Source organism: Azospirillum sp. RU38E, from assembly GCF_900188385.1.
Lineage (GTDB): Bacteria > Pseudomonadota > Alphaproteobacteria > Azospirillales > Azospirillaceae > Niveispirillum.
This window is the reverse complement of the sequence record NZ_FZOI01000003.1, coordinates 115,442-131,334: the sequence shown is the minus strand read 5'-3', so window position 1 is coordinate 131,334 and position 15,893 is coordinate 115,442. Positions and strand designations below refer to the sequence as shown.

14 protein-coding genes are annotated in these 15,893 nt (G+C 63.4%); 7 read left to right on the top strand and 7 right to left on the bottom strand.

Features of this window, described 5'->3' with window-relative positions:
- Nucleotides 1-75 precede the first annotated feature (75 nt).
- Complete coding sequence (locus CHB97_RS08015) at nucleotides 76-1,359, top strand: glycosyltransferase (protein ID WP_089287450.1); 1,284 nt, start codon at nucleotides 76-78, stop codon at nucleotides 1,357-1,359.
- A 36-nt stretch (nucleotides 1,360-1,395) separates the two neighbouring features.
- Here CHB97_RS08015 and acs read toward each other — a convergent pair whose 3' ends face one another.
- On the bottom strand, nucleotides 1,396-3,336 hold the full coding sequence (gene acs / locus CHB97_RS08010) for an acetate--CoA ligase (protein WP_089287449.1): 1,941 nt from the start codon (nucleotides 3,334-3,336) through the stop codon (nucleotides 1,396-1,398).
- A 306-nt stretch (nucleotides 3,337-3,642) separates the two neighbouring features.
- On the opposite strand from acs, the gene CHB97_RS08005 reads away from it, so the two are divergent.
- Entirely contained in the window at nucleotides 3,643-3,870 is a 228-nt protein-coding gene (locus CHB97_RS08005) for a hypothetical protein (RefSeq protein ID WP_089287448.1), read from the top strand.
- 4 nt (nucleotides 3,871-3,874) lie between these two features.
- Here CHB97_RS08005 and CHB97_RS08000 read toward each other — a convergent pair whose 3' ends face one another.
- Genes CHB97_RS08000 through CHB97_RS07990 form a run of 3 tightly spaced genes read right to left on the bottom strand, consistent with a single transcriptional unit; the run spans nucleotide 3,875 to nucleotide 4,936 of the window.
- Nucleotides 3,875-4,225, bottom strand: a complete 351-nt coding sequence (locus CHB97_RS08000; protein ID WP_244559458.1) for a Rieske (2Fe-2S) protein — start codon at nucleotides 4,223-4,225, stop codon at nucleotides 3,875-3,877.
- Complete coding sequence (locus CHB97_RS07995) at nucleotides 4,222-4,635, bottom strand: EVE domain-containing protein (RefSeq protein WP_089287446.1); 414 nt, start codon at nucleotides 4,633-4,635, stop codon at nucleotides 4,222-4,224. Before CHB97_RS07995 ends, CHB97_RS08000 begins: the two co-directional genes overlap by 4 nt.
- A gap of 22 nt (nucleotides 4,636-4,657) precedes the next feature.
- On the bottom strand, nucleotides 4,658-4,936 hold the full coding sequence (locus tag CHB97_RS07990) for a YciI family protein (protein WP_089287445.1): 279 nt from the start codon (nucleotides 4,934-4,936) through the stop codon (nucleotides 4,658-4,660).
- 150 nt (nucleotides 4,937-5,086) lie between these two features.
- Here CHB97_RS07990 and CHB97_RS07985 point away from each other — a divergent pair, with 150 nt between their 5' ends.
- The 3 genes from CHB97_RS07985 to CHB97_RS07975 all read left to right on the top strand — a co-directional run bounded on the left by CHB97_RS07985 (nucleotide 5,087) and on the right by CHB97_RS07975 (nucleotide 10,854).
- Nucleotides 5,087-6,565, top strand: coding sequence for an amidohydrolase (locus CHB97_RS07985; protein WP_089287444.1), 1,479 nt, complete (start codon nucleotides 5,087-5,089; stop codon nucleotides 6,563-6,565).
- A complete protein-coding gene (locus tag CHB97_RS07980) occupies nucleotides 6,562-7,869 on the top strand; it encodes an amidohydrolase family protein (RefSeq protein ID WP_200819867.1) in 1,308 nt (435 codons plus the stop codon). The genes CHB97_RS07985 and CHB97_RS07980 overlap by 4 nt, the downstream gene beginning before the upstream one ends.
- 216 nt (nucleotides 7,870-8,085) lie before the next feature.
- Entirely contained in the window at nucleotides 8,086-10,854 is a 2,769-nt protein-coding gene (locus tag CHB97_RS07975; protein WP_160105666.1) for a rhomboid family intramembrane serine protease, read from the top strand.
- A 128-nt stretch (nucleotides 10,855-10,982) separates the two neighbouring features.
- On the opposite strand, the gene msrA is transcribed toward CHB97_RS07975, so the two are convergent.
- Entirely contained in the window at nucleotides 10,983-11,504 is a 522-nt protein-coding gene (msrA, locus tag CHB97_RS07970) for a peptide-methionine (S)-S-oxide reductase MsrA (RefSeq protein ID WP_089287442.1), read from the bottom strand.
- 149 nt (nucleotides 11,505-11,653) lie between these two features.
- Here msrA and CHB97_RS07965 point away from each other — a divergent pair, with 149 nt between their 5' ends.
- Nucleotides 11,654-12,973, top strand: a complete 1,320-nt coding sequence (locus CHB97_RS07965) for an RsmB/NOP family class I SAM-dependent RNA methyltransferase (RefSeq protein ID WP_089287441.1) — start codon at nucleotides 11,654-11,656, stop codon at nucleotides 12,971-12,973.
- Between the two features lie 3 nt (nucleotides 12,974-12,976).
- Here the strand turns inward: CHB97_RS07965 and rraA are convergent, their stop codons facing one another.
- Nucleotides 12,977-13,453: a ribonuclease E activity regulator RraA gene (gene rraA / locus CHB97_RS07960; protein WP_089287440.1), complete on the bottom strand. Its 477-nt coding sequence runs from the start codon at nucleotides 13,451-13,453 to the stop codon at nucleotides 12,977-12,979.
- An 88-nt stretch (nucleotides 13,454-13,541) separates the two neighbouring features.
- A complete protein-coding gene (locus tag CHB97_RS07955) occupies nucleotides 13,542-14,636 on the bottom strand; it encodes a diguanylate cyclase (protein ID WP_089287439.1) in 1,095 nt (364 codons plus the stop codon).
- A 230-nt stretch (nucleotides 14,637-14,866) separates the two neighbouring features.
- On the opposite strand from CHB97_RS07955, the gene CHB97_RS07950 reads away from it, so the two are divergent.
- Complete coding sequence (locus tag CHB97_RS07950) at nucleotides 14,867-15,892, top strand: NADP-dependent oxidoreductase (RefSeq protein ID WP_089287438.1); 1,026 nt, start codon at nucleotides 14,867-14,869, stop codon at nucleotides 15,890-15,892.
- Nucleotide 15,893: the final 1 nt, after the last annotated feature.

The window sequence follows — 15,893 nt, the reverse complement described above, 5'->3', positions numbered from 1 at the left end:
TCGGCACCAAGGACAATCAATCCATGGGGGATTGATTGCCAATATGATCAGCGCCAGCTCCGCAATGGGGTGGGCATGATGCGGATCACCTTACTCAACACGTTTGACATTGCCGGCGGTGCTGCCCGCGCCGCCTATCGGCTGCATCAGGGGCTGCGGGAAATTGGCGTGGCGCATCAGTTTCTGGTTGCTCGCAAGGATAGTGACGATCCCGATATCACCCCGGTGCGCCCGCGCGATGCTGCCGAGCAGGCGGCCTGGGCCGCGCGAGAGGCGGAAGGGCAGGCGGAGCTGGCGGCCTATCCTGCCCTTCAGGGGCCTGGATTCGTGCCCTTCCACAGCGGTCTGGCGGGCCGTGCCGATCTGCTGGAAGATCGGCTGCCGCCCACCGATATTTTCCACCTGCATTGGGTGCGCGGTCTGGTGGACTGGCCGCTGTTCTTCCGCCGCCGCCGGCCGGACCAGGGCCTGATCTGGACGCTGCACGATCAGAATCCGTTCACCGGCGGTTGCCATTACGCCGATGCCTGCCGGGGCTTCACCATGGCCTGCGGCCGCTGTCCGATGCTGGGATCGGCGGTGGCCGATGATCTTTCGGCCTTGGTGCTGGCCCGCAAACGGGCAGCACTGGCGGCCTTTCCCGGCCCGGTCCATCTTGTCAGCCCCAGCCGCTGGCTGGCGGCGGAGGCAGCGAACAGCCGGCTGTTCGCCGGTTTGCCCATCCATGTCATTCCCAATGCCGTGGATATCCGCGCCTTGGTGCCGGCGGATGGCGCGCCGCTGCGCCGCCGGCTGGGCATTGCGGATAATGTGCTGACGCTGGGCTTTGTCTCCCACCTGCTGGCCGATCCGCGCAAGGGGCTGGATCTGTTGATGCAGGCGCTGAACCAGCTGGCCCCCAGCCTGCCGGACCGGCTGGCCTTGCTGGTCGCCGGGGAAGGGGAGGTGCCGTCGGTCCCCCTTTCCGTGCCCTGCGTCAATGCCGGGCCGCAATCCGGCGATGCTGATCTCTGCGGTTTCTATGCCGCCTGTGACCTGCTGGTGGTGCCCAGCCGGCAGGATAACCTGCCCAATGTGGTGCTGGAGGCGATGGCCTGCGCCCGGCCAGTGGTAGGCTTCGACAGTGGCGGGGTGCCTGACATGATCATGCCGGGCGTCACCGGCTTTCTGGCGCCCGGCAGCGATGCCGACGCTCTGGCGGTCGGCCTGGCGGCGGCGGTGCGCCGGCGGGCCGACCTGCCCGCCATGGGCCAGGCCGGGCGGCAGCGGGCGGCACGGGAATATGCCCCGGTGGTGCAGGCCCAGCGCTATGCTGCCCTGTATGCGGCGGTGGATCGGGAACGAAAAGGCCGGCAATGATGCCGGCCTTCCCTGTATCGCGGCTGTGCCTTGGGCTTAGCTGCGGTTCATGCGGTTGCCCACCAGCTCCGTCACCACATTGGGATCGGCCAGCGTGCTGGTATCGCCCAGCGCCTCATGCTCATTGGCGGCGATCTTGCGCAGGATGCGGCGCATGATCTTGCCCGAGCGGGTCTTGGGCAGGCCGGGCGCCCACTGGATCAGGTCCGGCGTGGCGATGGGGCCGATTTCCTTGCGGACCCAGGCCACCAACTCCTTGCGCAGCTCATCCGACGTTTCCTCGCCGGCATTCAGCGTCACATAGGCATAGATGCCCTGGCCCTTCAGATCATGCGGGTAACCGACCACCGCCGCCTCGGCTACCTTGGGATGGGCGACCAGGGCGCTTTCGATTTCCGCCGTGCCCAGCCGGTGGCCGGAAACGTTGATCACGTCATCGACGCGACCGGTGATCCAGTAATAGCCATCCTCGTCCCGGCGGCAGCCATCGCCGGTGAAGTACTTGCCCTTGAAGGTGCTGAAATAGGTCTGCACGAACCGTTCATGGTCACCATAAACGGTGCGCATCTGGCCCGGCCAGCTGTCGGCGATGCAGAGATTACCCTCCGTCGCCCCTTCCAGCACCGTGCCTTCATTATCCACCACCTGCGGCTTCACGCCGAAGAAGGGCAGGGTGGCCGACCCCGGCTTCTGGCCGATGGCGCCCGGCAGCGGGGTGATCAGGATGCCGCCGGTTTCCGTCTGCCACCAGGTATCCACGATGGGGCAGCGGCCATCGCCGACCACGGAATGGTACCAGAGCCAGGCTTCCGGGTTGATCGGTTCCCCGACCGAGCCCAGCAGGCGCAGGGAGGTGCGGCTGGTCTTCTTCACCGGGCCTTCGCCTTCACGCATCAGGGCGCGGATGGCGGTGGGGGCGGTGTAGAAGATATTGACCTTGTGCTTGTCGATCACCTCCCAGAACCGGCTGACGCTGGGATAGTTGGGGATGCCTTCAAACATCAGCGTGGTGGCGCCATTGGCCAGCGGGCCATAGACGATATAGCTGTGACCGGTCACCCAACCCACATCGGCGGTGCACCAATAGATGTCGCCATCATGGTAATCGAACACATATTGATGCGTCATCGACGCATAGACCAGATAGCCGCCGGTGGTGTGCAGCACGCCCTTGGGCTTACCGGTGGAACCGGAGGTATAGAGGATGAACAGCGGGTCTTCCGCGTTCAGCACCTCTGCCGGGCAATCGGCGGAGACCTTGGCAATCTCCTCCTCGTACCAGTAATCGCGGCCCTCTTTCCAGGCGACATTGCCGCCGGTGCGCTTGACGACGATGACGGAGGAGACGTCGGGCAGGCTTTCCAGCGCCTTGTCGACATTGGCCTTCAGCGGCACCTTGCGACCGCCGCGCAGACCCTCATCAGCGGTGATGATGATCTTGCCTTCGCAGCCCTCGACCCGGTCCTTCAGGCTGTCAGGGGAGAAGCCGCCAAAGACGATGGAATGGATGGCGCCGATGCGGGCGCAGGCCAGCATGGCATAGGCTGCCTCCGGGATCATCGGCAGATAGATCGTCACCCGGTCGCCCTTCTTCACCCCATGTGCCTTCAGCACATTGGCCAGCCGGCTGACCTTTTCATGCAGCTGGCGATAGGTGATGTGGGCGCTGTCGGCGGGGTTGTCGCCTTCCCAGATGATGGCGGTCTGGTCGCCGCGCGTTGCCAGGTGGCGATCAATGCAATTATAGGAAACGTTGGTGGTGCCATCTTCGAACCAGCGGATGGCGACATCGCCTTCGAAGCTGGTGTTCTTCACCTTGGTATAGGGGGTGAACCAGTCGATCCGCTTGCCATGTTCGCCCCAGAACCCGTCCGGGTCGGAAATCGACCGCTCATACATTTCCTTGTACTTGGCGGCGTCAACCCAGGCGCCGCGGGCGGTTTCTTCCGCTACCGGAAAGAAAGTCGGGCTGCTCATGGCGTTCAATCTCCCACTGTTGTCGCAGCGCCGTCCGGGTTGCCCGGTGGGCAATGGCTGCGGTTCTTCTCGACCATAGGCCGGCGGAACGGATGGCGGTTCAATCGTCCCCCAACCCGGCGTCGGTAACCTTATGTAAGCAAGCCTAAGCTATTTTGGAACATGTACATTCGTCGCGTGGACAAGGAAGCCGGCGGCTGGTTGTCCTCTCCGCCCGCGTGCGTGCATTCGGACGCGTGCTGTGATATATAAAAAGCCAGCCGTTGCGCAGCCGGACAGGTTGGGCAACCAAACGGGGGATGGGGCATGGCGGGCGAAAAGCCGGAATGCGTGGCAGAGGTTTCCGGAACGGAGGCAGAGCTTTCCCGTCTGGGCCTGCGCACCAGCCTGCTGGCGCTGGACACGCTGCTGCGTCTGGCACCCGGCCCCGGCGGCTTCCCCGTGCAGGAAGCCGCCCAGGATGCCCGCCTGCTGGCCAGACGCATCCAGGTGGCGACCCAGGACATGCAGGCGGTACTGGCCAAGGCGGGGTAAGGGGTTACCCCCCGGCGGGTATCACACGCCCTTCACCATCCACCACCAGCGGCACGGGCCGCAGCGGCCGGCCCAGGCAGGGGCCTTCCACGCACATCCCGTCATCCACCCGGAACAGGGCACCATGGGTGCTACATTGCAGGTGGGTGCCTTCGCGGTTCATGAACCGGTCCGGGTCCATTTCCAGCGGTACGCCGATATGGGGGCAGGCATTGCGATAGCCGTAAACCTGCTCCCCCCGGCGGAAGACCAGGATCGGCACCGGCCGTTCACCGCCGCGATCCCAGTCAAACCCGCGCGCCGTGCCGTCGGGTATCTCTGTCAGATGGCAGAGAAAACGGCCCCCGCCGCTCACGCTGGCACACCCATCAGGCCGCAGGCATAGGCCCATTGATCATCCGTCACCGGGCAGACGGAGAGGCGGGACTGCTTGACCAGCTGCATTTCCGACAGCACCGGATCATCCTTGATCCGCTTCAGGGTCAGCGGGGCCTTGACCGGTGTCACCGGCTTCAGGTCCACCATCACGAAGCGGCCGGCGGGGTCGCTGGGGTCGGGATAGGCGGTGGCCACCACCTCGGCAATGCCGACAATCTCCAGCCCCTCATTGGAATGGTAGAAGAACACCCGGTCGCCCACCGCCATGGTTTTCAGGTTCTTGGCGGCCTGATGGTTGCGGACCCCATCCCAATGGGTGCGCCCATCCTTGACGAACTGGTCCCAGGAATATTTGAACGGTTCGGATTTTACCAGCCAATGGGCCATCTTCTTATCGTCCCCTGGTCGATCAGGCCGGCAGAACCTTGCGGAAGGGGCGGATCGTTACGCTGGCGAACAGACCGGCCTTGGCATAGGGGTCACCGGCGGCAATCGCCTCCACCTCGGCCTTATCGGCCACGTCCAGGATCAGCAGGCTGCCGACGGGCTTGCCGTCTTCGCTGAGAATCGGGCCGGCGATGGTGATCTTATCGGACAGGCTGGTCAGATATTCCAGATGCGGCGGGCGGGTCGCCATGCGCAGGTCCAGCGAATCCGGCTTGTCGATACATTCCAGAATGAAGTGCATGGCGTCGTACCCTGTTGGTTCAATGTTGCGCTTTGACCGGAATGCTTAACCGGTGACGCGGGCGGCGTCCAGGCCATTGACGCGGTTGTGATTGGCCCGTCACACTGCACCCCAAAGCAAGATCCATACACAAACAAGACGGGGTCGGACATGATGCGGTCGCGGGGCGGTCGCTGGTTGGTGACGGGGCTGGCATTGCTGCTGGCTGGCTGCGCCACCGGACAGGGAACCGGGCATTCCGGGAACAAGGACAAGGGTGGGGACAAGCAGGCGCTGGCGCCGGGGCTGGATGCGGCCAGCAGCCGCGACCCGTTCCCCAGCCGTTACAAGCCCGCCGCCAGCGGGCTGGTGGCGCTGACCGGGGCGACGGTGCTGACCGGCACCGGGGCGCGGATTGAAAACGGTACCGTCATCATCCGCGATGGCCGGATTGAGGCGGTGGGGGCGGGCCTGCCCGTGCCGGCGGGGGCCACGATTGTGGATGCGGCGGGCCGCTGGATCACCCCCGGCATCATCGACATGCATTCCCATCTGGGGGTCTATGCCTCCCCGGCCGTGGAGGCCCATTCCGACGGGAATGAGATGACGGACCCGAACACGGCCCAGGTCTGGGCCGAACATTCGGTCTGGCCGCAAGATCCCGGCTTTGAACGGGCGCTGCGCGGCGGTGTCACTACGCTGCAACTGCTGCCCGGCTCGGCCAACCTGTTCGGCGGGCGCAGCGTGACGGTGAAGAATGTCACCGCCCGCAATGTGATGGAGATGAAATTCCCCGGCGCCCCCTATGGGCTGAAAATGGCCTGCGGGGAGAATCCCAAGCGCGTCTATGGCGACAAGGGCCGGGCGCCTGGCAGCCGCATGGCCAATGTGGCGGGGTACCGCGCGGCCTGGATTGAGGCGGCGGAATATCGCCGCAAATGGGACGCCTATTACAAGGAAAAGCAGGAGGCCAAGGGTGACAAGCAGCCCGATCCGCCCAAGCGTGACCTGCAACTGGAAACCCTGGCCGGCGTGCTGTCCGGCGATATCCTGGTGCAGAATCATTGCTACCGCGCCGACGAAATGTCGGTGATGCTGGAGGTGGCGCGGGAATTCGGCTATCGCGTCGCGGCCTTCCACCATGCCACCGAGGCCTACAAGATCAGCGACCTGCTGAAGCAGGATAATGTCTGTATCGCCACCTGGGCCCATTGGTGGGGCTTCAAGATGGAAGCCTATGACGGGGTGCCGGCCAATGCCGCCATGGTCCATCGGGCCGGGGCCTGTGCCGTCATTCATTCCGATGACGAAACATTGATCCAGTATCTGCCCAAGGAAGCCGCCCAAGCCATGGCGGAGGGCAATTATCTGGGCCTTGGCATCAAGGAGGAGGAGGCGATCAGCTGGATCACCGCCAACCCGGCCAAGGCCATCGGCGTGCAGGACAAGACCGGCACGCTGGAACCCGGCAAGATGGCCGATGTGGTGGTGTGGAACGGCAATCCCTTCAGCATCTATACGCTGGCCGATCTGGTCTATATCGATGGCGTGCCGCAATTCGACCGCGCCCACCCGCCTGCGGAACCCCGCTCTGATTTTGAGCTGGGACAGGCGGGGGCGGAAATCTTCCAGGGCAAGGGGGCGAAATGATGCGCGGCTTCAAACAGATGCTTCTTGGCGGGGCCGTGCTGCTGGCCGGCCTGGGCACGACAGCGGGGGCGGAAACCATCGCCATCCAGGGGGCGACCCTGGTGAATGGCAGCGGTGTTTCCACCCCCGACGCTACCATCATTATCAAGGATGGCATTGTCACGGCGGCGGCACCGGGTGCCGCCGTGCCGGCGGGGGCCACGCTGGTGGAGGGCAAGGGCAAGGTGGTGACGCCGGGCCTGTTCGTCTCCTCCTCCGATATCGGGATTGAGGAGGTGAGTGCGGTCAAGGAGACCAATGACAGCAATGCCGCCAATCCCCGGATCAGCGTGGCCTATGATCCCTCCTACGCCGTCAACCCGGCCAGCAGCCTGATCCCGCTGGCGCGGGCGGGTGGCATCACCCGCGCCGTGGTGATGCCCGCCGTGGCCTTTGGCGATGGTGCCCATATCCATGATGGGGAGACGGCGGGCCATGTCGATGAACCTTTGTTCCAGGGCCAGCCGGCGCTGATCCATCTGGGGGCCGCTCCGGACATCGTGGTGAAACCCCGTCTGGGCGTGGCTCTGCCCTTTGGCGAAAGTGCCGCCAGCAGTGCCGGCGGCAGCCGTGCGCTGTCCGTTGCCATCCTGAAGGCCGCTTTGGAGGATGTGCGCCATTACGCCGCCAACAAGGGGGCCTTTAATCAGGGCGGCACGCGGGAATATAGCCTGTCGCGGCTGGACCTGGAGGCGCTGCTGCCCGTGGTCCGGGGGGAAGCCCCCTTGTTCCTGGCCGTCCACCGCGCCGCCGATATCCGCGTCGCCCTGCGGTTGGCGCGGGAGGAAAAGCTGCGGCTGGTGCTGATGGGGGCGGAGGAAGGCTGGATGGTGGCGGGGGAAATCGCCGCGGCCAGCGTGCCCGTCATCATCAAGCCCACCACCAACCTGCCGGGCCGGTTTGAAACCCAACATGCCCGGCTGGACAATGCCGCCCTGCTGGAAAAGGCCGGCGTGGTGGTGATCCTGACCGGCAGCGCCGATGGCCATTATGCCAATCAGGTGCGGTTCCAGGCCGGCACGGCGGTGGCCTATGGGATGCCGCGAGACAAGGCGCTGGCCGCCATCACCGGCCGCCCGGCGGCGCTGTTTGGCGGTACGGGCAGCGCCGGCCAGATCGCCGTGGGCAAACCCGCCGATCTGGTGCTGTGGGGTGGTGACCCGCTGGAGCCGATGGTGCTGGCCGAGCGGGTTTTCATTAACGGGGTGGAACAATCCCTGAAAACCCGCCAGCGCGCGCTGGAGGAGCGGTATTTGAAACGGTAAAAGGTGGGCCGGGTGGCTACCGTGGTCGCCCGGCCTTATCCTTGCTTAGGCTGCAAAGCCCCTCTCATCCAAGCAGGTTTTCTTAAGACCAGTGAAATGTGACCGGAAATAACATTAAGTTCTGACTACAAAATCCATCAATTATTGAGTATGCTTTTGAAAATGCTCCAATTTCAGCCGTCTGGGCGGCTTCTGGTTGCTGCCGGAGAAGAAAACGTGACGAACACTGCTCCACAGACGGGCACAGAGGTAAGTCATATCAATTTCAGCAGCTATTCAACATCTCAGCTGCATGATCTGCTGTCGTTGATTGATCCGGCTTCCCGCCCGCACGACCATGCAGGCGTGCTGGCAGAAATCGAACGCCGAAACACGGCTTCCCAAGCAACCGATGAGCCGACGGACGGTCCGTGGAAGGTGCGTTTTACGACCCGTGGGGGGGTGATCGGCTGGTGGATGGCCGTTCAACAGCGTATGCCCCTTTTTGGTGAAGGGCTGATCGCGGTCGAGGCGGATTGTCTGGTTCTGCACGGCTGGCGCCGTAACTGGCTAGGCATGGCGACACAGACAATTCTCCGATTGCCATTCGCAAAAATCCGCAATGTGGTGGTGCAGCCGGATGGCTTCATCCGTTTTGACCATGGGCGTTGGGGGCAGGTGGAACTTCATCTGTCACCGGGGGGAGCAGCGGCGCTGGCACCTCGGTTGCCCGGTGGGCACAGCGCCGGATTCGATCAGAATTGGGCAGCATTGCGGGCGTTTTCCCAAGCGCTGGAAGCCAGTGGGCGATATGCCTGGGTCACCTATGCGCTGGTCCTGCTGAATATCGCAATCTTCGCCGCCATGGCCGTCAAAGGGGAACGTCTGTCCGCTTTCAACGCTGGCGACATACTGGCCTGGGGCGGCAATTACGGCCCTTTGACCGCCAGCGGGGAATGGTGGCGCCTGCTGTCCACCAGTTTCATGCATCTGGACTGGCTGCATTTGGCGGTCAACATGTGGGCGCTGGCGGGCGTCGGTCGTTTGACTGAGCGGCTTTATGGCCGCTGGCGCTATGGGTTGCTTTATCTGGTCATGGCCGTCATGGCCAGCCTTGCCAGCCTGCTCTGGAATCCAACCGTGGTCGGGGTAGGGGCATCGGGCGCCATCTATGGTGTATTCGGACTCTTCATTGCCTATTTGCTGCGCCACTATCGCCGGGTGCCGGGACCGTTGATCCGTTCACACTGGCTCAGCAGTCTGGTGTTTCTGGTTTTCTCCCTGACCAGCGGCTTCTTGAATACCGGTATCGACAACGCGGCCCATGTGGGTGGGCTTCTGGCCGGGCTGGGGCTGGGCTCGATTGCGGCACGTCCCCTGGGCATTCGCGGCCCGGAGCGCTGGTCGTGGGCACAGGGCGGCGGCGTGCTGGCGGTCATTTTGCTGGTCTTTGGCGGCAGCTATGCCCACATGCGCGGCACCAACCTGCAACTGGCACCCTTGGAACAATATATGCAGGCCCATGCCTGGTATGTGGAAGGGGGGAGCCGTCGTGAAGAATTATGGATGCAATTGGTACAACAGTCCGGCGCCGGGCAAATCAGTCCCCGCGATCTGGCAGATCAGATAGAGAAGGAAATACTGCCGTTCTGGCGGGACGCGGAGCAGCGCTTATTGAAGGAAGATGCGAGCCTGACCGGCGAGCAGACTGAGATCGCGGCAGCGACCCTTGGTTTTGTACGCGCCCGCCGGGCTGTGGCCCAGCTTGTGGTCGACGAAAGCCGGAACGCGCTACCGGCGCCGGAGAAAGTTCAGGAAATCGTGGATAGCCTGGACGTCGCCTTGGCCCGGATGGAGGTTCTGCGATTGCGGACCGCGATGAGCCATGTCCCCAGCAGTTTGGCCAGCAACACGGCATTGGAATATGTACACCGGCGGCTTTTTGGAGATGAAGCCGTCTGCGTTGAACACCCTCCTGTTCTCGGTCCCGGTGTTGCTGACACGGATCGGAAGGATGATGGTCCGGCGCTTTTTCATGCCATTTCCTGCCAGTCCCAGCGGGAATTTCTGGCCGAGGATTATGAGGCGCTGGAGGGGCGCTTCACACGCTATCTCGCCAAGCTTTCTGATCTGCCAGACGGCGGCTCCAGCTTGAATGCGCTTATTGTGGGTCTGGATGACCTCATTTCCTACGGTAACTTGCGGGGCGACCAGCTGATTGGACGGATTATCGCTTGGCGGCGTTCCTACCCCAACTCCCTGGCGGCAGCCTTTGTTGAAGTGATGGCTTATGATCAATGGGCATGGAACGCGCGGGGACATGATTACGCCAGTGGTGTGACAGCGCAGGCCATGGCAGCATTCAAGGCGCGTAGCCTTATGGCGGCAACGGTGCTGAAGGATATCGAGCTACAGGCGATCAATAATCCCGTTTGGTACAGTCTTTCAATGAGTATCGGGCTTTCTATTTCCCGTCCAAAAGAGGAGCTGCGCGCCATTTTTGATAAATCCGCCGCCGCCTTTCCAGAATATTACCGCGCTCATCATGCGATGATGCGCATTCTTATGCCGCGCTGGTTAGGCTCTTTCGAAGAAGTTCGTCAGTTTATCGAAGATATGGCCGCTGCTGCACCGACAGGTCAAGGGGATATGGTTTATGCCCGTTTATACTGGATGTACCTTAATATGGAGAACGATGATCTGGATATGATCAGTAAGGTTGGGATGCGATGGCGCCGGGTGCTGTCTGGCCTGGATGCTCTGGAAAAGCAGTATCCGACCAGTGACTTTTGGATCAATGTGCGTGCCGCTTTTGCCTGCAAGGTCAATGATGATCAGGAATATGCCCGTGCGCGTGTAAAGGCAGCCGCCCGACTTTCGCGCACCGGCTGGACCCGGCAATCTGGTCTGGAAGAGTGTGACAAAAAATTTGCCGATGCCAAAGCAGCCTCTGCTGCGGCTGGACAAACACAAGAGAAAACGGAGGATGAGGGGGCTAATCCCTGATCCTCCCTTGCCCGGGTTTCACGGATACCGTGTCCCCGTGATCGGAACCGATGACAGGGTTTTATTTTAATGACCGGAGCCACCTCTGGCGGAGTGGCTATGCTGTACCACTTGCCGATGTGTTCTGTTCAATGGGAACTGGTATTCCCCTCCAGCACCCAATCCGGCCGCACCCAATGGCAGGTATAGCCGTTGGGGGTGCGTTCCAGATAATCCTGGTGGAAATCTTCGGCTTCCCAGAAGGGGCCGGCTTGGGTGATCTCTGTCGCCAGCTTGCCGGGCCAGCGGCCAGAGGCTTCCACCGCCGCCGTCACCTGCCGCGCCGTTTCGGCCTGGGTGTCGTCCAGGGTGAAGATGGCGGAACGGTATTGCGTACCGATATCGTTGCCCTGACGGTTGGTCGTCGTCGGGTCATGAATCTGGAAAAAGAACTCCAGCAGCCGGCGATAGGTCAGCTTTTCGGGGTCGAAGCTGATCTCGATCGCCTCCGCATGGCCGGTCTTGCCGGTTTTCACATCCTTGTAGGTGGGGTTGGCCAGACCGCCGCCGGTATAGCCGACGCGGGTGGTCACCACGCCCGGCACCTTGCGGATCAGATCCTGCATCCCCCAGAAACAGCCGCCGGCCAGTACGGCCCTTTGCGTACCCATGCAACACACTCCCGGATCATAAGGAATCGACTTGATGGATAAGGTGGGTGAGGGGCCGGGTAAAATCCAGGGGGACGGCGCCCATCATGGGTCACCCGTGCGTGATCGGCGTTCGACAAGCGGCTTGCGCCGCGTTAAATCCGCCTGCCATGACTGAACAGACCCCTGCCACCGATGCCGCGCTGGCCGCGCGCATCGCCGCCCTTGATCTGGTTTCCGCTGTGCTGTCGCGCCGCGTGCCGTTTGATGATGCCTGGGAAGGCCATCGCGGCATCCGTCTGCTGGAGGCGCGCGACCGCGCCTTTGTGCGCCTGCTGTGCGCCACCGTGCTGCGCCGGCTGGGCCAGATCGATGCCTGCATCGCCGCCTGCCTGGACAAGCCGGGCCAGCAGTTGAAGGCCGTGGTGCAGGATATTCTGCGCTTAGGTGCGGCTCAGCTGCTGTTCCTGAACACGCCGGCCCATGCCGCCGTGGATACGGGCGTGGAACTGGCCATTCAGCGCAAGCAGCACCCCTATAAGGGCCTGATCAACGCCGTCCTGCGCCGGCTGGCGCGGGATGGGCAAACCATGCTGGCGGCCCAGGATGCCGGCCGGCTGAACACGCCGGACTGGCTGTGGCTGGCCTGGCGCAAGCATTACGGCACCGGCCCCACCCGCGCCATCGTGGAAAGCCAGCTGAACGAAGCGCCGCTGGATATCACCGTGAAGGGTGATGCTGCCGCCTGGGCGGAAAAGCTGGGCGGGGTGCTGCTGCCCACCGGCAGCATCCGCCGCCCCGCCGGTGGGCAGGTGATGGAACTGCCCGGCTTCGATGACGGGGTCTGGTGGGTGCAGGATGCCGCCGCCGCCATCCCGGCCCGGCTGTTCGGCGATCTGTCGGGCAAGCAGGCGCTGGATCTCTGTGCCGCCCCCGGCGGCAAGACGGCGCAGTTGGCCGCTGCCGGTGCCCAGGTCACCGCCGTTGACCGTTCCGACAAGCGGCTGCTGCGGCTGACGGAGAATATGCAACGGCTGGGCTTTGCCGGTCAGGTCACCACCGTCGTGGCCGACGCCACCGAATGGCGGCCGGAACAACCGGCCGATGCCGTGCTGCTGGATGCACCCTGCAGCGCCACCGGCACTATTCGCCGCCATCCCGATGTCGCACGGCTGAAGGATGAAGAGGATGTGGAGAAGCTGGGCCGCATCCAGTCCCGGATGCTCTATCGCGCTGTCGACATGCTGAAGCCGGGCGGCGTGCTGGTTTACTGCACCTGTTCCTTACAGCCGGAGGAGGGGGAGGTGCAGATCACCAACCTGCTCTATCGCCGCCCGGAAATGAAGGTGGTGCCGGTCACCGCCGATGAGGTGGGCGGCATGGCCGACCTGCTGACGCCGGAAGGTTTCGTGCGCTGCCATCCCGGCCATCTGGCGGACCAGGGCGGCATGGATGGCTTCTTCGCTGCCCGGCTGAAGCGGACGGCCTGAGTCTCAGGCCTTCTGCGGTAGCAGCACGATGCCATCTTCGTCGCTGTAGAGCCATTGGCCAGGGGTGAAGTCGCAGCCACCGAAATGCACGGTGATGTCGGCTTCCCCGGCACCGGTTTTGGCACTTTTCAGCGGGTTGGTGCCCAGCGCCTTGACGCCCAGCGGCAGGGTGCTGATGGCCACGGAATCCCGGATGGCGCCGTGCACGACGATGCCGGCCCAGCCATTTTTCACCGCCAGCCCGGCGATGATATCGCCCACCAGGGCAGAGGCCAGCGTGCCGCCGCCATCCACCACCAGCACCGCCCCGTCACCTGGGGTGGAGAGCAGGGATTTCAGCAGCGCATTGTCCCGGTGGCACCGCACCGTGCGCACCTTGCCAAAGAAGCGGGCATGGCCGCCGACATTGCGAAACTGCGTGCTGCAACTGCTGATCACCTGTTCATGCTGGTCAACAAGGTCGGCGGTGGCGAAGCTCATGGGCTGTTTCCTGTTTTGGGGCGGCCGCAGAGGGATTAAACGCAGTAAAGCTTAGGGTCTGCCAGATGGACTTTCGGCGAAAGCCTCTTTAGCCGGCTGCTGCCCGGCGCACCACCACCACCTGATTGCGCCCGCCCGCCTTGGCGGCGTAGAGCGCCTCGTCAGCGGCGCGCAGGATGGCGGCAAGGCTGGACAGTTCCGGGCAATAGGCGGCAACCCCGATACTGGCCGTCACCTCAATCTCTGCCCCCTCATGGCGCAAGGGGGTGAAGGAGAGCAGGTGGCGCAATTGTTCGGCCAGACTCTGCGCCGTCTCCAGGTCTGTTTCCGGTAGCAGGGCGACGAACTCCTCCCCGCCCAGGCGGGCGAACAGGTCGGTCTGGCGCAGATTATTGCCCACCAGCCGCGCCACCGCTTGCAGCACATGGTCACCCGTGGCATGGCCGTACCGGTCATTGATGGATTTGAAATGGTCCAAATCCAGCAGCAGCATGGTCAGCGGGCGCTTGAAACGGCGGGCGCGGGCCACTTCCTGTTCGCCCTGTTCCTCCAGCCGGCGGCGGTTGGCGATGCCGGTCAGCGGGTCCAGCCGCGCCTCCCCCTCCAGCTGCAATTCCAGACGAAAGCCATAACGGGCGGTCCGTTCCAGCGCATGGGCCAGCACATAGGCGGCAAAAATGCCGGTGGCGAAGAAGCTGAGCGTATTGAACAGGGGAAAGCCCGTCAGCCCATCCGCCCACAGCAACAAGCCCACCAGCAGGGCTGAGGGCAGGTTGACCAGAGGCACCAACTGCGCCCGGGTGACGCAAATGGCCGAGACGGTGGGAAAGATGGCCAGCCCGGCTGGGCCGTACACAAAACCATCGGGCAACAGATATTGGGTCAGCCCCACACAGCCGGTGCCCGCGGTCACCGCCACCATTGCCATGGGCAACAACGGCATCGCCGGGCGATGGGAAATGCACCAGGCGCACCAGAGCATCAATGCCGACGCGGCCAGCCGGATCGGCACCACCAGCCAGAAGCGCGACGGGTCGAGCACCAGATCCCAGATGACGAAGGTCAGCAGGGAGAGGGCACCCGCACCGATCGGCCAGGCCAGCGCATCGCGCAGTCGGGCTTCCCGCCATTCGTCGAAACGCCGTTCCGTTGCTTCGTCAAAGCTTGGTAAACCCAGGGCCATACCTGTTTGTCCGCTTCCTGCCTGCCGGTTGCGCTGTTTTTCAATTTTTCCCGCATAGTACAGCGGGCAGGGGGCGGCGCACAGTTGGCAAATATCGATATTGAAATCGTTTTAGATATAATTCCTTCGTTCTATCGACGGATGGAAATCGGTTGTCTCGAACAGGCGTTTGAACGATGCTGCGGCAGGGCCGGATCAACGGTCCGGTGCAATGATGGACGGAGGAAACCATGGCCGCCTTTGACCCCGCCGTGAACCGGCACTGGCTGCTGGACGCCCGCCCCAAGGGTGGCAATTTCGCGGAAGTATTGAGCCTGCGGGAAGAGAAGGCACCGGAACCGGGGCCGGGCGAATATCGCGTGCGCACCATCTATCTGTCGCTGGACCCGACCAATGCGGTCTGGATGCAATATGACAGCTATCTGCCGGCGGTGCCGCTGGGCACCACCATGCGCGGGCTGGTGCTGGGCGTGGTGGATATCTCCAACCATGACCGGATCAAGGTTGGCGACATTGTCATGGGCATGGGGCGCTGGGCTGATTACGTCATCACCAATGGTGAAGGCATGGGCAAGGTGCCCAATATCCCCGGTCTGCCGCTGCTGGCCTATCTGGGGCCGCTGGGCATGACGGGGGCCACGGCCTATTTCGGCCTGCTGGATATCGGCAAGCCCAAGGAAGGGGAGACCGTGGTGGTCTCTGCCGCCGCCGGTGCCGTCGGCTCCCTGGTCGGGCAGATTGCCAAGCTGAAGGGCTGCCGCGCCGTCGGCATCGCCGGGTCGGAGGAGAAGTGCAACTGGCTGACCGGGGAGCTGGGCCTTGACGCCGCCGTGAATTACAAGGCCCAGGGCTGGCGCAAGCAGCTGCGCGCCGCCGTGCCGCAGGGCGTGGATATTTATTTCGAAAATGTCGGCGGGGAAATCACCGAGACGGTGCTGGAACTGCTGAACATCAAGGGGCGCATCCCCTTCTGTGGCGCCATCAGCCAATATAATGCCACCGAGCCGCAGCCGGGGCCGCGCAACCTGTCCATTCTGGTATCGCGCCGGGCGCGGATGGAAGGGTTCCTGGTGCTGGATTATGCGCCCCGCATGGCGGAAATGTATGCCGAGATGGGCCCTTGGGTGGCGGCCGGCAAGATCAAATGGAAGGTGGACCTGGATCAGGGGCTGGAAAATACCCTGACCTCTTTCGCCAAGCTGTTCAGCGGTGGCAATACCGGCAAGCTGGCGGTGCAGGTTTCCGCCGAACCGTAAG